The organism is Flavobacterium sp. YO64, assembly GCF_004119505.1.
Lineage (GTDB): Bacteria > Bacteroidota > Bacteroidia > Flavobacteriales > Flavobacteriaceae > Flavobacterium > Flavobacterium oncorhynchi.
In genome coordinates this window covers 249,827-269,728 of sequence record NZ_NRQV01000001.1, presented here as the reverse complement: position 1 = coordinate 269,728, position 19,902 = coordinate 249,827, and the positions used below count along the sequence as shown (strand labels likewise).

12 protein-coding genes are annotated in these 19,902 nt (G+C 33.6%); 4 read left to right on the top strand and 8 right to left on the bottom strand.

The features are described 5' to 3' along the window. Positions 1–191 precede the first annotated feature (191 nt). From BOW57_RS01210 to BOW57_RS01195, 4 genes are all read left to right on the top strand, one after another. Positions 192–1,622, top strand: a complete 1,431-nt coding sequence (locus BOW57_RS01210) for a tetratricopeptide repeat protein (protein ID WP_129052753.1) — start codon at positions 192–194, stop codon at positions 1,620–1,622. Positions 1,623–1,796: 174 nt separating this feature from the next. Continuing rightward, positions 1,797–2,546, top strand: a complete 750-nt coding sequence (locus BOW57_RS01205) for a hypothetical protein (protein ID WP_129052752.1) — start codon at positions 1,797–1,799, stop codon at positions 2,544–2,546. A gap of 96 nt (positions 2,547–2,642) precedes the next feature. Next, positions 2,643–3,059 (top strand): hypothetical protein, encoded by a 417-nt coding sequence (locus BOW57_RS01200; protein ID WP_129052751.1) that lies wholly within the window; start codon positions 2,643–2,645, stop codon positions 3,057–3,059. Positions 3,060–3,090: 31 nt separating this feature from the next. Continuing rightward, on the top strand, positions 3,091–4,098 hold the full coding sequence (locus tag BOW57_RS01195; RefSeq protein WP_129052750.1) for a TQO small subunit DoxD: 1,008 nt from the start codon (positions 3,091–3,093) through the stop codon (positions 4,096–4,098). Between the two features lie 72 nt (positions 4,099–4,170). Here BOW57_RS01195 and BOW57_RS01190 read toward each other — a convergent pair whose 3' ends face one another. The 8 genes from BOW57_RS01190 to BOW57_RS01155 form a co-directional block, all read right to left on the bottom strand. Continuing rightward, on the bottom strand, positions 4,171–5,073 hold the full coding sequence (locus tag BOW57_RS01190; protein WP_129052749.1) for an ROK family protein: 903 nt from the start codon (positions 5,071–5,073) through the stop codon (positions 4,171–4,173). Between the two features lie 130 nt (positions 5,074–5,203). Next, positions 5,204–6,664 (bottom strand): glycoside hydrolase family 125 protein, encoded by a 1,461-nt coding sequence (locus BOW57_RS01185; protein ID WP_089053064.1) that lies wholly within the window; start codon positions 6,662–6,664, stop codon positions 5,204–5,206. A 4-nt stretch (positions 6,665–6,668) separates the two neighbouring features. Continuing rightward, a complete protein-coding gene (locus tag BOW57_RS01180; RefSeq protein ID WP_129052748.1) occupies positions 6,669–8,954 on the bottom strand; it encodes a GH92 family glycosyl hydrolase in 2,286 nt (761 codons plus the stop codon). A 142-nt stretch (positions 8,955–9,096) separates the two neighbouring features. Continuing rightward, a complete protein-coding gene (locus BOW57_RS01175; RefSeq protein ID WP_129052747.1) occupies positions 9,097–11,373 on the bottom strand; it encodes a GH92 family glycosyl hydrolase in 2,277 nt (758 codons plus the stop codon). A gap of 96 nt (positions 11,374–11,469) precedes the next feature. Continuing rightward, positions 11,470–13,383, bottom strand: a complete 1,914-nt coding sequence (locus tag BOW57_RS01170; protein WP_241687360.1) for a glycoside hydrolase family 2 protein — start codon at positions 13,381–13,383, stop codon at positions 11,470–11,472. A gap of 518 nt (positions 13,384–13,901) precedes the next feature. Then, positions 13,902–15,416, bottom strand: a complete 1,515-nt coding sequence (locus BOW57_RS01165) for a SusD/RagB family nutrient-binding outer membrane lipoprotein (protein ID WP_129022766.1) — start codon at positions 15,414–15,416, stop codon at positions 13,902–13,904. A gap of 16 nt (positions 15,417–15,432) precedes the next feature. Continuing rightward, the gene (locus BOW57_RS01160) at positions 15,433–18,522 is read right to left on the bottom strand and encodes a SusC/RagA family TonB-linked outer membrane protein (protein WP_241687359.1); all 3,090 of its coding nucleotides are present in this window, start codon (positions 18,520–18,522) and stop codon (positions 15,433–15,435) included. A gap of 297 nt (positions 18,523–18,819) precedes the next feature. After that, positions 18,820–19,830 (bottom strand): LacI family DNA-binding transcriptional regulator, encoded by a 1,011-nt coding sequence (locus BOW57_RS01155; protein WP_129052745.1) that lies wholly within the window; start codon positions 19,828–19,830, stop codon positions 18,820–18,822. Positions 19,831–19,902: the final 72 nt, after the last annotated feature.

Here is a 19,902-nt window from a genome sequence, read left to right as displayed (position 1 = left end):
ATTATGAGGCAGTATTAAATCAGGAAAAATCTTTTGACAAAGATACACTGGCATTAAAAAATTTTTTAAAACCACTGTATCAAAATAAAAACTACAGCGTTTTTTATGAAGCATTACTTGCCAATGGATACAGCAATTTTTATAATACGGTAAATAAAAAAAGTGATTTTCATTATCAGAAGTCGATTAAAATGGCGGGGCTTTTAAAAGAACAAAGCATTGAAATTTGGACACAGCTTAATTATGTAAGCTATCTATATCATTACAGAGATTTCATAAAAATGACTCCGCTTCTTCTTAAAGTAATTGATAAGATTGAAAAACTGCCAGCCGAAAAAATAATCTTACCCGGTGAATCCTTCAAAAAAATTGGATGGATTATGCAAACGCTTGGTGATTATAAAGAGGCGGCATACTATTTAGATCTTGCCAAAAAAAATGCTCCTAAAAAAAGCATCGAATATGCTTCGATAACAAATGCTATTGGCATGAATTATCTGCATACTTCTGATCTTAAAAAAGCTCAATATTATTTTTTACAAACTGCCAAGTTAGCACAGGAAATTCAGGATCAAGTGCGCTATGCTAAAGCTTTGGGAGATCTCGCACTTGTAAAACAAAAACAAGGCGATTTTAAATCGGCAATTTCGTTAGTCAAAAAAGATATCGACATCTCAAAAGCTGAAAAAAGCTACCAGAATACGATGTACGCTTTCATTTTACTAGCAGAACTATATTTAGATGACAATGATTTTATTAAAGCAGATCAAGCTTTAAAAGAAGCTCAGAATATTATATACTCAAAAACCTATTTTGAAAAATCAGAACTTCAAATCATTCAACTTAAATTGAGAATCCTGCAGCATCAAAACAAAGCTGATGAAGAATTGATTTTAAGAAGACGAATGCTTGTTCTTGAAGATTCTCTTAAAAATAAAGATGGCGATATGGCTATCAACAAAGTAAACTGGATGATTCAAAAAGAAAAATTTCAGCAAAATATTAATCGTACCAATGAACAATACAAGAATGAAATTTCGATAAAAAATGTTTATGCTGTAATTATTATTCTTGCTCTTTCCTTATTAATTTTTCTTATTATTAATTTTAAAAAGCATTTAAAAAACAGACAGATTGAATATCGTGAAAAGGTCTTTTCGTTAAAAACAGAGAAAATAAAAAATGAGCAGAAATTATCCGAAGCAAAAGAAAATTTAGATGCGCATGCCGCTCATTTGAAAGAAAAAAACAATCAAATAAAAATTTTAAGATCTGAAATAAATCAAATTAAAAATTCGTCTAACAGCGATTCTGAAAAAGAAAATCTGAGCATTTTACTAGAATCACATTTGATGACAGAGGAAAACTGGAAAAATTTTAAAAGAGAATTTCAAAAAGTACATCCTGAGTTTCATCGTTTACTGGAAGAAGATTTTCCTGAAATTACAGATTCTAATAAGCGAATTTTATTACTGCAAAAACTAAATTTTAATAATACTGAAATCTCTGAATTATTAGGAATAACGCCTGATGCTGTAAAAAAATCGAAACAACGTCTTAAGAAAAAACTCGGTGACAAATTTAATATCCTTTTTGAGCATATCAGTTCTAAAATCTCATAAACGTATAATCTTGAATGGTATCTAATTTAAAATTCGAATATATTCTAAAAGTAAAAAGAGAACTTAATTTTTAACTGTACCTTTATAAAAAATTGCAAAAAATAGAACCTGCATACAAATTTGCATGAGCTTTTTTGCCCGTTAGAACTTTTTTTTTACATAACGAATTGATCAATGAAAAAAAGAGAAAAATTAGAAATCATCCGAAAACACTATCCTTATGCTTTAACTACTATTGATTATATCAATAAAGTAATTGATTATGTTGAAGAGAAACTAGATTTAGAACCTTCGCAAATTATATTGGCTGATAGTATTTGCAGTGATGATGTAAACAGCATTCAATATCCTGCAAGAGCTCTGGAGTTTTTAGGCCCTTTTAAAATGGGCGGTTTAGACGGTTTTCCATTTACGGGATTAAGCGGTATGGCTGCTTTTGCTAGTCATGTGCCTGATGATGGAGCTGTTTTTATTTATTACGGCCCTCATATTGGTATTTCTAAAGAAGGAGTTGTTGGAAAAATTAACCGCATCGGACAAACGGAGAAGTCGCTTTGCTGCGGCGCGGCGACCGGCGCTCTTAACAAATTAGCAGATAATAGCATAAAACTAGGAAATGTAACGGAATTGGATTATCAAATGAATATTATTGAGCAAATTTTATTCAAGCAAAAAGATAAAATTCTAAACTCCGAACTTCCATTGATCGAGGCAACCGAAGTGATCTATCAAGCTATAGACGATCGTATTCAAGAACTGATAGCTGCAACGAAATACAATTGTAAATACATCATTCTTGTTGGAGCTATTTTAATTAACAGCGACAGCGATATTGGTTCGTTTTCGGCGGCAAAAAGATTTGAAATTATCAATCTAAAAACGGGTTTGAGAGAAAACATTATCACGGTTTTAAATCCAGAATAATAAAAACAAACGCTGAACTTGTTTATTGAGTTGAAATAGCTGTTAATGTTATCTAAAATCAATATGAGTACCGTTTTTTAAAGTTATTTTTATAAAATGAATTGGAAAAATTACATCACTTTTTTTCGACATCTTAAACAGCTTTTGTTAGTTGTCAGTTTGGTGTATGCTTTTTCTAATTGTCAGATTAAAAAAACTATTCTGCATTTTACCGCGATTGATTCAATCGAATTTTCTCAAAAAACTCAAACTCAATTACCGCAGTTTGGATCTTGCAGCAGCGGTTTAGTTTATAAAAACACTTTTGTAAAAAAGGTTATTCCTGCACCGCAAATTCCAATTATACCTAGAACACTGTCGCTTTATTCTCCTGTAAATGAGAGTACTGTTTTTACTAAAATTCAAATTCGTCCTGCTTTTGAATTCGGCAAAAAATCTACGACTTATCCTCCTATGTTTATCGTATTTAAAAATCTAAAAATTGCGCTAAAAGCGAATTCAATTACAGCTTAAAAACAATTTTTAATTTTTAAATTTTTACTGCATGATACAGCAAAAGAAATCTTTTGACACTGCGTCTATGGCTACTTTATCGTTACGATTGGTAGTTGGCTGGACTTATTTTTCGGCATTTTGGAGACGTCTTATTTTAGAAAACAAATTAATACCTGAAGAAGCAGGTTACATTGGCGAGAAATTCAATCATTTTTTACCCAATTCGCTGGGTTTAAAACCCATAATCGAATATTTAGTTACGCATCCTGAGGCGTTATGGTACGCCATGGTAACTTTTACTATTGTTGAAGGAATTGTAGGTTTAGCATTAATTCTTGGTTTTTTCACTCGTTTAATGAGTATTGGAATATTTTTATTAGCATTCGGAATTCTGCTTGCTTCCGGCTGGATTGGAACAACTTGTTTAGACGAATGGCAAATAGGAATTTTAGGCTTGGCCGCAGGATTTACTTTATTTATAACCGGCAGTAACTATCTTTCGTTAGATTCTTATTTTATTTCAAGAAAGTTTCCTTTTACTAAAACAAAGTGGTTTAAATTTTTAGGTTCTGGACCTCTAAATTTAGCTGCATACAAACGACTTATTTTGGTAATCGTTGCTTTTATTGCAGGTCTTACTTTGTATACTAATCAATATTTTCATGGAGGCGTTTTTGGAACATTGCACAATAAATCGGTAAAACCAAAACTGGAAATCAGTAATTTTAAAATGCAGAATACAGAAATGAGTTTTGATGTTTATAGAGTTGAAGGCGTTGACGTTTACGGTTCTTTTTTAATTGGTATTTCGCTTCAAGATTCATCTGGAAAATATCTTTTACAATTGCACGGAGCCGATTTAGCAAAATTACCTGCCACGTTTATTGACAATCATTATGTTGCCAAAATAAAACCCGGCGCTCACAGCTTAATTATTCCGCTTGGTGCAAAAGCAACAATGCGTCTTCCGATCGATCGTAAAAAAACATCTGACAAAGAGCATTACACGTTGACTTTAACTGATATAAGCGGTCTAACTTGGAGTGCTAGTATTTAGTATTTATAAAAAAAGCTGTCCGAAATATAATTTCGGACAGCTTTTAAAAATAATATATTCTATAATTGATTATTACGCTTTATAAAGCATACTTGTGGCGCCTAATAAAGCTGCCTTCTCATTATCTGTAGAAATAGAAACTACGATTTCACTTCCAGCTTCTTTAATTTTTTGATTGAAAACAGGCAAAAAGAATTCGCTTGCGTTTGCAATTTTTCCTCCAATGATAAAGCTGTCGGCACCAAATTTTTCTAACCACGGAAGAACGATTTCTGCCAAGTCTTGTCCCATTTGTTCAAATACTTTTGCTGCCATTGTATCACCAGTTTTAGCCAAATTAAAAAGCTCTAAACCATTGTTTACTTTTTTTCCGCTTAAAGCGAAATAACCAGCCAAAAGTCCGCGAACTGAAACATAATCCTCAGCAATACCTTCTTTGTATGGAAGATCGTAAATTTCTCCCTCTTTTGGTACTGAATTACCTGTGCTAATTGATTCTCCTTTGTCTATAAAGCAAGCGCCTAGTCCTGTACCAAGTGTAATTGCCATTACTTTTTTAGAAAGATTTTCTGAGTCTTTAAAAACTTCTCCTTTTCCAAAACAAACAGCATCATTTTCAAAAAGAATCGGAAAATCACTAGAAAGATCTAGTTTGTCCTGAAACAAATCACGTACATTCAACCCATAAAAATGTTCGTACTTAGATTGGTCTTTTATCCAGCAAATTCCGTTTGTATAATCAAATGGCCCCGGCATACAAACTGCTAATCCTGAAGTTTTTTCTACTTTAGAATTTTTGAATGATGTACGAATTGCTTTTTCCCAAATAGTCATAACCTCTTCCACCGGCATATTAGAATCAAAAGATTCTTTGTGCACTGAAAAATCCATCACCTTCATATCTACTATATCAATTATTGCTGCGGTGATATGTGTGCCTCCTATATCTAAGCCAACGGCATACTCTTTATTCATTCTTGTTTTTTTGTTTTTGGAATTGAACCATTTAGGGGTTAACTAAATTTTAGTTTTGATTCTTTTTTACCATTAAGAGATTAAGTCAAACTACTTATTTTTCTTAATCTCTTGATGGCAAATTATTGTTTTAAATGTTTTTGTCTTTTAAAATTTGCGGGTAATGAATACTGGTATGTACAATCATTTCTCCAAAAAGTGTATTTGCCCAAGCAAACCATTTTCTAGTAAATTTTGCTACGTCGTCTTTATGAAAAGATTCGTGCATAAAACCAGTATCTGCATTTGTCTTGATTAAGTTGCTGATACATGCTTTTATTTCTTTTTCATCAACACTTGTAATGGCTCTCAAAACAATACTCATCGGCCAGATTGTATCGGTTCCTGTGTGCGGTCCGCCAATACCTTCACCAGCTTTTCCTTTATAGAAAAACGGATTATTCTCTGAAAGCACTACTTTTCTTGTGTTTAAATAAAGCGGACTGTCTGGTTCAATTGCGCCTAAATATGGTAATGATAATAATGACGGTACATTAGCGTCATCCATCATGTGGAAACTTCCGTATCCGTTTACTTCAAAAGCAATGATTTTTCCGAATTTTGGATGCTCGATAATTGCGTTTTCTTCTAATCCTTTCTGAACTTGCGCTTGCATTTCTTTTGCTTTGGCAACTAAATCTTTATCTAATAAGGCCGGCAAAGAGAAAATTTCCTGGAGGTATCCTAATACTTCGATTGCAAACATATTACTTGGAATTAAATATCCAAATAAAGTGCTGTCGTCACTTGGTCTAAAAGTCGAAACAATTAATCCGCATGGTTTTACTGGATAACCGTAACCTCCTAAAGGTACTCCATCTGTAGCCCAAGCTGTAACTCTTTGAAAATTGTATGGTCCTTTATCTGTCCAGCGCTGTTGTTCTTTAAACGTTTGTAAAACCAACAACATCGCTTCTTTCCATTTACTATCGAACAAACTTATATCTCCAGTTTCTTTCCAATAACCGTGTGCCAGTCTAATTGGGTAACATAAACTGTCAATTTCCCATTTGCGTTCATGAATTCCAGGCTGCATTTTGGTCATGTCATTTTTCCATTCGCTTACCTGATTGAAATCTTTATAAAAAGCATTTGCATAAGGATCTAATAAGATGCATTTTGTCTGACGATTGATTACTCCTTTTACCAACTCAGCCAATTTTTTATCTTCTTTTACAAACGGAATATATGGCCAAATTTGAGCTGTACTATCTCGTAACCACATGGCATCAATATCACCTGTAATTACATAAGTATCTGGTTTACCGTCGATGATTTCAAAATCGACAGTGGTATCTAATGTATTTGGAAAACAGTTTTCAAACAACCAAGCCAGTTCTGGATTAGCTATTTGTTTTTTGATCCTTACAATAGCGGCTTCAATAGCTTTACTTGTAAATTTTCGTTCGGCTACAGGAGGTCTTTTTGTAATAAAATCTTTTAATGCAAAATTGAAAGTATCCGATTGCATTCCGAAAGCATCTGTTTGGATGGCCAATAATCCTGCTGAAAATATCCCAGCGTTTTTTATGAATTTTCTACGTGATTGCATAATATTATTTTGAAGTTGAATAAGAATATGGAAAAGCGTTTGCTGAAGTTCCTCTTTGTAAATTTGGTGTATCGCTCATGTCAAAATTTAATTCGCCGCCTTTTAATACATCAAAATGATTGATATAATTTTTTGAGTAAGCTGCGTTGTTCCATTTTAAATCCTGAGCATATTTATTAGTTTCAGAATTTTTTGGTGCGTTAATCACCAATTCTTTTCCGTTTTCTAATTGTAATGTCAGTTTTTTAAATAATGGTGCTCCTAGAACATATTCTTCCGTTCCCGGGCAAACTGGATAGAATCCCATTGCAGAGAATACATACCAAGCCGATGTTTGTCCGTTATCCTCATCGCCGCAATATCCATCTGGCGTTGGTTTGTACATACGGTTCATTACTTCACGCGACCAATATTGTGTTTTCCAAGGTTCACCTGCATAATTATACAAATAAATCATGTGCTGAATTGGCTGATTTCCGTGAGCATATTGTCCCATATTCATAATCTGCATTTCACGAATTTCATGAATAACTGATCCGTAATAACTGTCGTCAAAAATTGGCGGTGTTGAAAATACTGCGTCTAATTTTGCCGTAAATTTCTTTTGTCCTCCCATTAAATCAATCAAACCTTGCACGTCATGAAAAACGCTCCAGCTGTAATGCCATGCATTTCCTTCGGTAAAAGCATCTCCCCATTTAAACGGATTGAAATCTTTAGGAAAACTTCCGTCTTTATTTCTACCGCTCATTAATCCGATTGATGGATTATAAAGATTTTTATAATTCATCATTCTTTTTTCGAATAAACTGATTTCTTTTTTAGGACGATTTAATGCTTTTGCTAATTTCCAAATAGTAAAGTCATCGTAAGCATATTCTAATGTTCTAGCTGCATTTTCATTGATTTTCACATCATAAGGCACATATCCTAAAGTGTTGTAATACTGTACGCCGCGTCTTCCAACAGCATCCATTGGTCCTTCGTTGTTAGCACCGTGTAATAAAGCTTCGTACAACTTGTTGATGTCATACCCTCGTAATCCTTTGATGTAAGCATCAGAAACTACAGAAGCTGAATTATTACCAACCATTACATTTCTAAAGCCTGGACTTGACCATTCTGGCAAGAAACCGCCTTCTTTATAATCGTTGATTAATGCTTCCTGCATTTCTTTGTTTATAGAAGGATAAACTAAATTCAATAATGGATATAAGGCACGGAACGTATCCCAAAAACCTGTTCCTGCATACATATAACCTGGTAAAACTTTACCATTGTACGGGCTGTAATGTACAATTTCTCCTTTTCCGTTTATTTCGTATTGTTTTTGTGGGAAGCATGCTGTACGGTATAAACAAGAATAGAATGTTTTTAATTGCTCGTCGCTTCCGCCTTCTGCAGTTAATTTTCCTAGAACTTTATTCCACTCTTTTTTAGATTCTGCTACAGTTTCTTTAAAAGAAGCAGTTCCTAATTCATTTTTCAAATTCAACTCAGCTTGTTCTTGACTGATAAAAGAAGAAGAAACTTTTACATTTACTATTTCTCCTTTTTTAGTTTTGAAACCTACAACTGCACCAACGTGATCGTCTTTTAATTCTAATTTGTCTTTTTCTAAAACTTTATCATGCCAAGTATAATTGGTTGTAAAAGGTTTGTCGAACTGCAGTACGAAATAGTTTTTAAAGTTCTCAGGAACTCCGCCGCTGTTGCGAGTGGTGTAACCAATAATTTTATTTTCTGATGGAATAATTTTAATGTAAGAACCTTTATCAAAAGCATCAATTACAATAGAAGATTGTTCATTTTCTGGAAATGTAATCTGAAAATGAGCTGCTCTTTCAGTAGCCGTAATTTCTGTTGTAACATCATAATCTGCAAGATAAACGCTGTAGTAATAAGGTTTAGAAACCTCGGCTTTATGACTGAACCAACTTCCTCTTTCGTCTTCTGCAAAAGTTAATTTTCCAGTAACCGGCATGATCGAAAACTGTCCGTAATCGTTCATCCAAGGCGAAGGCTGATGTGTTTGTTTAAATCCTCTAATTTTATCTGCTGTATAAATGTAAGCCCATCCGTCTCCCATTTTACCCGTTTGCGGAGTCCAGAAATTCATTCCCCAAGGTCTGCAGATTGCTGGATAGGTATTTCCGTTTGAAAGACTATGCAAAGATTGTGTACCCATTAACGGATTTACATATTCTACCGGATCTAATGCTTTAACCTGCGCATTTACAAAAATGCAGCATTGTAATACTCCTAAAAAAATTAAACTTTTTATTTTCATATTTTTATTTTTTTGCTTTATGCTTTAAGCTAAAAACTGTGGCTGAACTTCCTAGTTTCTTTAATCTAAATCTTGTTTGTCTAAACTTTGACAAAGCTGTCATAAATCTAATCCCGATAACTCTCGGAACTGAAATCTAAAATTAAAGCGGTCTGTCTGCTTTTTTAACTCCAAAAGTTGTCGATGGTTTACTTCCCATATACAATTTTAATTCTCCGCCTTTTACAATCATATCATGTGTGATATATGATTTTGTATATGGTTTTCCGTTAAACTCGGCTTTCTGAATATAGATATTGGTTTTGCTGTTATCAATCGCTTTTATTGCAAACGAAATTCCTTCTTTATGATGAATTACTGCTGAATTTACTAACGGACTTCCCATAACGTAAATTCCATTTGCAGGATTAACAGAATAGAATCCCATTGACGATAAAACATACCAAGCAGACATTTGTCCTAAATCTTCATTTCCGCACAATCCATCAGGTTTTGTAGAATAGAATTTCTCATCGATTTCACGGATTAATTTGGCTGTTTTCCAAGGTTGTCCAACATATGCATAAAGATATGGAATATGGTGGTTTGGCTCATTTCCTTGTGCATATTGACCGATTAAACCACTAATATCTGGAGATATTTCTTCGCCTTCTACTTTATCTGTTATTAAAAATAATGAATCTAATTTTTTAATAAATTTATCTTCACTTCCAAATAATTCGATTAAACCATAAGGGTCTTGAGGAACTAACCAAGTGTATTGCCATGCATTTCCTTCTACGTAATCGTCTTTTCTATGTGCTGATGAAAGCGGATTAAATGGTGTTCTCCAATTTCCATCTGTCAATTTACCTCTCATGAATGTAGTTTCTTTATCGAAATAAAGTTTGTACAAATTGGCTCTTTTTGAGAAATAGTTGTAATCTTCTGTTTTACCAAGATCTTTCGCCATTAACGCTACACAATAATCGTCGATCGCATATTCTAAAGCGTTTCCAACAGATTCTAACAATTTATCTGCAGGAATGTATTCTAGTTTTTGCACATAATCCATTCCTTCACGCGTTTGCATCGCTGTTTTTTTGATGGCTTCGTAGGCTAATGCAACGTCATAACCTCTATATCCTTTCATGTAAGCATCAACAATTACAGCAATCGAGTGATTTCCGTTCATTGTATTGGTTTCGTTACCCATTAAATGCCAAACTGGTAATCTGCCTTGCTGCTGATAAATCGCTAAAAATGATTTTACAATGTCGTTAATTTTTTCCTGTTGTGTAATAGTATACAATGGATGTAAACCACGGTAAGTATCCCAAAGTGAAAAAGTAGTGTAGTTTGTAAAGTTTGCTTTTTCGTATACTTTTTTGTCTGTTCCTCTATAATCTCCGTTTACATCATTGAATATTGAAGGTGCAAACATGGTATGATACAAAGCGGTGTAAAAAACTTTCATAGTTTTATCATCTGCTTTGATCTGAATTTTATTTAACGCTGCATTCCATTTTGAAGTTGCTTGTTTTGCTACAGCATTAAAGTCCCAATTTGGAATTTCGGCTTTTATATTGATAACTGCATTTTCATAGCTTACAGGCGAGATTCCAACTTTTACTAAAACTTCTTTATTTTTTAAAGTTGTAAAATCTAAAACTGCTTTCATTTTAAGACCTTCGCCTTCGTTTCCGCTTACAGAAGTTTTATCATCATACAATGCCATATTTGAAATTGGCTCAGAAAATTCAATTGCAAAAAAGACACGTTGATCTGCTGCCCATCCTGCTGAATATCTATATCCTACAAGTGTAGTTTCGTTTACTTTTTTGATAAACGTTTTTACGGGTTTATCCCATCCCACACCATCTGCAAGATCTAATAAAACGTGATTGTCTTGAGCAGTATTAAAAGTATATTTATGAAAACCTACTCTTTCGCTTGCTGTTAACTCTGCTTTAATTTTATATTTATCAAGCAGTACACTGTAATATCCTGCTTTGCTTACTTCATTATCATGAGAGAAATAAGAGCCGTAACCTGTTGCCATGTCTTCTTTTGTTCCTTTTGTCAAAGGCACTTTTCCTGATACTGGTAACAAAAGAATATCGTTTAAATCTCCAATTCCAGTTCCGCTTAAATGGGTATGTGTGAAACCTAAAATAGTATTACTAGCATAATTGTAACCACTGCACCAATCCCAGCCTTCAAAAACATTTACTGGCCCTAATTGCACAGCTCCAAAAGGAACATTGGCACCCACAAATACGTGACCGTGACCGGCAGAGCCAATAAACGGATTTACATATTGGGTATAATCTGAATTTGTTTGTTTTACCTTTTTTTCCTGTGAAATAGCAGGATTGGCAAAAAACAGGTTTAGAGCTAAAATACCGCTAAAAGCAATTTTGTTGTACTTTGTAAACATATTTTTTTATTTAGATTCTGAGGTTCTAAGGTTCTGAGATTCTAAGATTTGCTAATTAAACTTAGCACTTCAGAACCTTAGCTTCTTAGAAGCTTTTTATTTATACTTATTCAAAACATCATATAGAGAATAAACTTTCAGGACTGGCTTTGTTACTTTGCCTTCAAAAGAAATAATTCTTTCCTCACCTGCTTTTAAGTCTATATAATTATCGCTCCATTTTCCTGTATAGCCTTTTATAGAAACGTATACATACTTTGCGGCTTTTGAAGCTTTTAAAATCACTTTATTTCCTTTTACTTCCCAAGTTATTTTTGGGTCTTCCAATTTTAAATCAATTGGGCGAGTAAGATCAATTTCTGGTGTTTTATCATCTCTATACGCCTCTTTCATAGCGTACCAAGCTGCTTTTGGCTGTCTGTCATAATAATCCGTTACGCTCCAGCTTGCAACAGGCCAGCAATCATTAAGCTGCCAAACTAATGTTCCCATATTATAAGGCGCTTTTGAACGATGAATGCCTATAATATTTTTTAATGAATAGTATTGTAAGCATTGTGAGAGGTAAGTATAATCCTCAACATTCATTTTCTTTATTTTGTCTGAACTAATAAAGTAGCGATTTAAATACGAATCTAATTTCATGAATCCTTTGCCTGCTTTTTGATGTGCCTGCAAAATATCTGAATATAAATATCGATCTTCTGGTAATGTAAATTTTTCTATAGAAGAATAATTTGGCATAGCCTGCATTCCGTACTCGCTTACAAAACGTCCTGTTTTATTCTGCACCGCTTCAATATCTTCAAGTCCCCACCAAGTTCCCCAATAATGGCTGTCGCCTTCTGTTATACTTTTTGCTTTTGACCAGTGAAATAAAGGTGAAGAACTTAAGTATGGTCGTTTATTATCGACTTCTTTTACCCATTTTGGAATACTATCTTGAAACAAACGAACGTAGTCTTTCCATAATCTGGTCGAATCTTGTTTCGACATTTTCATGCTTTTTTGCCATCCCCAACTTTTAAAAGCTTCATCGATTTCATTATTCCCGCACCATAAAACTATGCTTTTGTGATGACGAAGACGTTTTACTTGATATTGAACTTCCTTTTTTACATTATCAAAAAAAGCATCATCACCCGGCACCATTGTTCCAGCGAACATAAAATCCTGCCAGACATAGATTCCGTTTTTATCGCATAAATCATAAAAATAATCGTCTTCATAAACCCCGCCTCCCCAAATACGCAGCATATTCATGTTGGCATCTTTGGCAAGTGCAATTACTTTTTCGTATTCTTTTTTGGTTACTCGCGACAGGAATGCATCTGATGGAATATAATTTGCCCCTTTCATATAAACGGGCTTGTCATCAATTTTAAAGTAAAATGATGTTCCTTTATCATCAGGCTGTTGTATCAATTCGATTTTGCGATCTAATACATATGGTTTCTCAGGAGTTTTTACATCATATGCTTCTAATCTTGGTGTTTTCCAAATTCCGCAAGTTGTGAATTTTGGCCCCCAATCCCATCCAAAATGGTATTGTGCTTTACGTACATAGGCACGAGGATTATCTGGAATTACAAACGGAAAATCTTTTTTGGCCAATGAATCAACAACATTTTGTGCTGATTTAAAAACGACTACTAAATCATTTTTTCCCGGCTTTAAATTCTTTTTTACGTCAACACGCCATTGACGAAACATATTGTCCGCTTTTAAAACTAACTGATTGTTTAAATAAACGGATGCATAAGTATCTAATCCGTCAAAAACTAATTCGGTATTTTTTTTATTTAAAGTTGCAGTGCTTATTTCAAAAGTGGTTTTGTACTCCCAATCTTTCTTTTCAATCCATTCCAGTTTTTTTTCATTATCTCTGTAAAATGGATCTGGTATTAATTTATTGTTGAGTAAATCGGTATGAACTTCACCGGGAACAGAAGTAGGATACCATTTTGTTGTTTTGGTTTCTCTGTACTGCCATCCTTTTTTTAATTCCATGTTTTGCGCCTTTGCCACAAATGAAAAATTTGCCAGACAAATACTCAAAACCCAATAAAAGTTCTTTTTAAACTCCATTATAACTCAATACTTAATTATTATGCTTTTGCAACTTAATTGTTGGCAGTTTGAGAAGGAAAACTACGTTTCCACAATTCTCCCTCTCTTTTGGGCTTTTAATACGGAATAACAGTAACTAACAAAATATTCTGAAAATCATTTTCCCTTTTACAGCTGCCAAGTTTTATCTTTAAATTGTTTATTTAAGATTTTCTATTACACTTCAATAATTAAAAAATTAAGATCACTCAATTGTATATTCTTTTTGAAAGTAATTCCATCTTTTTCAGCATAAGCTCTTTTGTCTTTTGCGAAAAAAAGGGTATTAAAACTATAGAACTAATTTTTGATACAAACCCTCTAATTTAATGAAAATTGAAATAGAAAATTAAAAATAAGCCGGGAGGTACTCATACTCCTCCCGAGCTTATTCAACTTAACTAACCAAAATTTTAAAACTACTTATCCCACCAAATTCTAGTTGTCATTAAATCCAACCCTTGGCGTTGTATTGCTTCTTTATAATTTGCATTATTAGTGATTAATTCTGACTGATCATAAATTAATCTTCTAGGAATTGTTCCTTTTGTTTCTCCTGTAGGATCATTAACTGGAACTAAAACTGGATATCCTGTTCTTCTGTATTCTGAAAATGCTTCAAAACCATTAAACAATAAAACAATCCATTTTTGAGTAATAATTTGTTCGATTTTTTGAGCTTCAGTTCCTGATGATTTAAAAGGGTGAGCTGTCATGTAATCGTTGTATTCTGTAAGAGTAACTGCTGGTACTTTGTCTCCAAAAATAGTCAGTATCTGCATTGCAGCTCTTACTCCATCTTCATAATGCTTTTGTGCTGATCCGTTTACATTCCATCCTTTTACAGCTGCTTCAGCCAAAATAAATTCTACTTCAGCATAAGACATAATCAATGTAGGAGCATCTAAACGTAATACTGTAGATGTATTAGGATCAGAGAAAAGTTTTTTGTCTCCGCCTGGAAATTCTCTTGCATCATTTGCAAGACCTTGCTGGCTTGCTGGAGAATTGTCTCCAGTTGCTTCAAGTTTTGCTAAAATTCTTAAACGTGGATCGTTATTGTTTTTCAAATTATCGATAAACGTTTTACTGAATTTTGTATTTGCATCTCCTTTATTCAAGTCATTTATAACCCATGAAGAAGTAATTGGATTTGTTTTAACTCCTTGTGGTCCTGAGTCATGTCTTAAAACTAAACTATCATCATTTGATGTAAAAACACCTTTAGCAACAGCTTTCTCTACATATTGTTGTGCTTTTGCAGGGTTCACTTTAGATAAACGCATTGCAACTCGTAACATCATTGAGTTAGCTAATTTTTTCCATTTAGCCACATCACTTTGATAAAACAAATCTGCATTGCCTACAAATGCTTTATTAGCATCTAAAGCGTCACCTGCTTCATCCAATTCTTTTAAAAGATCATTGTAGATTGCCTCTTGAGTATCATACTTTGGAGCATAAACTCCTCCGTTGTATCCTTTTCCAGCTTCAAAATATGGAATTTCACCATAAGTATCTGTTAACTTTTGAAACAAGAAAACTTTCATGATTCTTAAAGCCTGAATAGCATTAGCATTTTCTGGTGTATCTTTTATAACAGATAATAACTGGAAAATTTGATTTAATCCTTTACCATACGTTTCTCCAAAAAGTGCTCCTGAATATTCAGATGAATAGGTATATTTTGACCCTGAACCACTTAAGGATGAAAATTGCTGTACAATTTGTGCAGCATAAATATTGTTTCCTCTTGTATTAGAAAAGTCTTGTCCGTCAACATAAATCTCAGCAAGTGTAAACATAGATTTTACAGCTGGATCTGTCAAAGCATTTGGATTCTGATTCAATTCTTCGAATCCTTTGTCGCATGAAGCTAGTGTCATTGCACCAACAATTGCAACACAGAATATTTTTATAAATTTATTTTTCATCTTTCAATTTTCGTTATTAGAATTTAACATTAAGAGTTAAACCAAAATTTCTTGTCAATGGCATAGATGCTCTTTCAAGACCTTGTGCATTACTATTAGAGTAGTTAGACTCTGGATCAATGTTTGGCACTTTGTCATAAATTGTCCATAAGTTATGAGCAGAAAATGCTAAACTAACCGATTGAAATGGTGTTTTTGCAAGATTTGCTTTTGGAAAATTATAGCTGAAAGAAACTGCTCTCAACTTGATAAAATCAGCATCGTAAACAAAATTTGATGTCACTTCTGCATAACTTCTCCAGTAATCATATGCAGAAACTGTAGTATTTACAGGATTACCGTTAACATCTGTACCACTTACTGCAACTCCGCCTTCACGACCGCCAAGTGTTTGCTCAGTTAATCCGTAACGAGTTCCTAACTGGTTTGTTGCTGAGTAGATTTCTCCACCAAATTTAGCATCAACAAAAATCGAAAGTGTGAAATTTTTATAAGAGAAATCATTTGAGAATCCCATAGACAATGGTGCAACACCTTGTCCAGCATTAATTAAATCTCCTCTCATGAATCGGCCGTTTGTATCAAGTACAATGTTTCCTTTTGCATCTCTTAAATAATCATAAGCTTTGATTATTCCAAATGGCTGTCCTTTTTCTAAAACTACAGAAGCTTTTGAATCTCTGTTTCCTTCAAGTGTTTTTGTTGTAATTTTATCAGAAAGATTAAGTACTTCACTATCGTTGTAAGCAAAATTATATCCAACATTCCATGAAAAAGCTGGTGTTTTAATCGCTTTTACATTGATTGCAAATTCAACCCCTTTGTTCAGGATTTCTCCCACGTTGATTTTTGTTGTTCTATAACCAGATGCTTGAGAAATATCGGCATCAGTAATATCGTTAGTTGTTTTCTTGCTGTAGAAAGTCAAATCTGTACTCACTCTATTATTGAAGAATGTATTTTCGAAACCAAATTCGATTGTACTAACGTTGTAAGGTCTTAAACCTCTGTTTGGAACTGTATCTCCATTTACTCCTAAAATTGGCTGACCTAAAGAATCTGTTTGTCCATCAGGTGCAGAATACGTTAATGCTAAAGCATAAGCGTCTGGCAAAGCTCCACCAACATTACCCCAACCTGCTCTAATCTTACCGTAAGACATCCACTCTGGCAATTGAATAATTTCAGAATAAATTAAACTGGTACTTACAGATGGGTAAAAAGTACTATTACTTGATGGATCTAAAGTTGAAAACCAATCTTGACGACCTGTTAAACTAACATATAAGAAATCTTTATATCCTAAATCGGCAGAATAGAAAAGTGAGTTAACTTCGCTTTCAGAGAATAATTTTTCTGTTTTTTCAGGTTGTGTATTTCCGTAGAAATATTTGAATGGAACAATAAAATTATTTCCCTTCATTTTAATTCCGCTAAATCTGTTGTGTTGACGGTTAGCTCCAATGAAAGCATCTAATGAAAGGTTTTCTACTATATTACCTTTGTATCCTAAATAAGCAGAAGCATTATATTCTGTACGTCCTTCTACTCTGTTCTCTAATGCCCCTCCAGTCTTGTAGTTAATTCCTGTAGGTTCGATTTCAGTGTATTCGTAGTTAATATCATCCATACCAATAACACCTTTTGCGTAAATTTTATCTGTAATGTTATAATTTACTTTAGCAGAACCGATAAAACGTTTTCTAAGATCACTATTTAAATCTTCTTGCGTTGCAAAATATGGATTCGTTTGGTAAGTGTTTGATCCAAAATAATCAGCTTCACCTCCGTTTTCATCGTAACCATTACTTAACCATCTGATATCTGCTCCAGGATTTAAGAATGTTGTAGTATACGAAGCGTTTCTTGGAGAATCGTTCAAATAAGGTCTATTTTGGCTTTTCTCTGTAATATATTGTGCATTCGTTTCGATACTGATTTTTTTGTTCGGAGACGAGTTTAAACTTAAAGCCACGTTGTTTCTTCCAAAGTTTGTTCCTGGCAAAATAGACTCGTCTTTTGTATTTCCGAAAGACAATCTAAAATTAGTTGTTTCGTTTCCTCCAGAAATTGCTAAAGTATTACTGAAAGAATATCCCGTTCTGTAGAAGTTTTTTACGTTATTTTTCCCATTTGCTTGATATGGTCTAGTAGTTCCATCAAGTGCAATAGTTTGTTTTCCGTCATATTTATCTCCCCAAGCCAATACATATTTTTCTCTAAGCTCTGATAAACTGCCAAATCTTGAAGGAACTCCATTAACAGGCTCACCTGATCCGTATTGATCTTGCCAATCTAAAAGGCTTATAGGTGTATTGAATGTAGAGTTTGTACTAAAATCTACACCAAGACCAGTTCCGCTTTTTCCTTTTTTAGTAGTAATCAAGATAACACCATTAGATCCTCTGTACCCGTAAAGAGCAGAAGCCGCACTACCTTTAAGTACTGACATAGAAGCAATATCATCTGGATTGAAAGAAGACATACCATCTCCTTTATCAGCTCCACCCCACATACCAGCATTACCTTGCTGAGTGTTATCGATTGGAATACCATCTACAACATACAAAGGCTGGTTTGATCCAGAAGCAGAAGTTGCTCCACGAATTACAACACGGCTAGAACCTGATGGTCCAGAAACTGGTGCAGAAACGTTAACACCGGCAATTTTACCCTGTAATGCGTTTCCTAAGTTAATTTCTTTGTTTTTTGTTAGTTCTTCTCCTTTAAGTTCCCCAACAGCGTATCCTAAACTTTTCTTTTGTTTTTTAACTCCAAATGATGTTACAACAACATCTTTTAATTCTTGTACATTTTCTAATAATACAACTGATATTTTATTTTCACCTGGCTGAAGTACTATCGTTTTTGATGTAAAACCTATCGAAGATACATTTAAAGTAACTGCTCCTTCTGGAACATTCATTTTAAATCTACCTTCTGTATCTGTAATTGCACTAAACGGTTTTCCTTGAACCTCGATAGATGCAGCAATAACTCCTCTGTTTTGTGCATCTGCCACTACGCCTGTTATTAATCGATTTTGCGCCACAGCACCTAAGCTGCACAACAATACCATTCCTAACACTGCTAATATTCGTTTCATAAGCTTTTTTTTTGGTAATTGGTAATTTGTTTTGTTTTAACGTGATTGTTTTTAAATAATTAATAAAAATTTGAACTCAATTTTAATATTGCACTCATAAGCTCTACGCCCAACAAATACAATGCTTTAATAGCAACGTAAACATTCCTATAACTCTTAGCAATCGATATAGTAAACAGCTCAAAAAAATAACGCAATGATCGAATATTTTGACCTTAAATTACTAAAACGATTTAGTAAAATTCCTAAAAAAAAACGAATCGTTTTTTTCTTTTTTTATGATTATGCTCTTAAAAATTAAACTGATTCTCTAACAATCAATTCTCCTTTTTTGAGACTTTTTTCTATTTCAAATTTCTCCATATTGGTCATCTGACTCAATAACAACTGTATTGATTTGACCGCAATATCATTAATAGGCTGCGAAATAACTGTTATTTTTGGTGTATGAAGTTTAAAACTGTCATGATCATCAAAACTAATAACCGAAACATCCTCTGGTATTGTTTTCCCAACTTTTTTAAAAGCCTGTAAACCTGCAAGCCCCATATAGTTTGTTAAAAACAAAACGGCATCAATTTGCGGATTTTTTTCTAAAAAACTTACAATTGTAGCAACTCTGGTTTCTTCAGTGCTGTTATACTCCATATGAAGCACCAGCGAATCATTATAAAGACCAGCTTCTTTTAATGCATCTCGACATCCGTCTTCTCGTGATTTCATCTGAATCATTTCAGAAGTGATGTTGACAATAGCTATATTTTTACGGCCTTTATTGATCAAAAATTTTGCTGCAGAATTTGATGCCTCATAATTATCCATTACAACATGGCTCACATTTTGTCCTGCAAAATATCTGTCAATTAATACTACTGGCTTTTTCAATCTCAAAAGCAAATCAATACTGCTTTCAATATTTTGTGTTGGCGTAATAATAAACCCATCCACATTTGCCTGCAGTAAACTATGTATTAACTCCTCAGAACGTTCATCATTACCGCCTGTACTGCAATAAAAAACGCGATAATCAATATTTCTTGCTTCCTCTTCTATTACCCGCGCAAGATCAGCAAAAAACTGATTCGAAATATCCTCAACAATTAACCCGATAGATCTCGTTTTACCTGTTCTAAGACTTGTCGCTATCATACTTGGTCGATAATTAAGTTTTTCAGCAACTTGCTGTACTTTTTTAATCACCGCCGGGCTTATTCCCATCTTCTCTCCTTTATCATTAATAACAAAAGACACCGTAGATATAGAAACCTCAGCTTCTGTTGCAATATCCTTAATAGTTATTTTTTTCATTTAGAGAGTTAATTTTACATTAAGCTGTTATTAACGATATCACAAATATAACTAAAAATAGTTACTAAAACG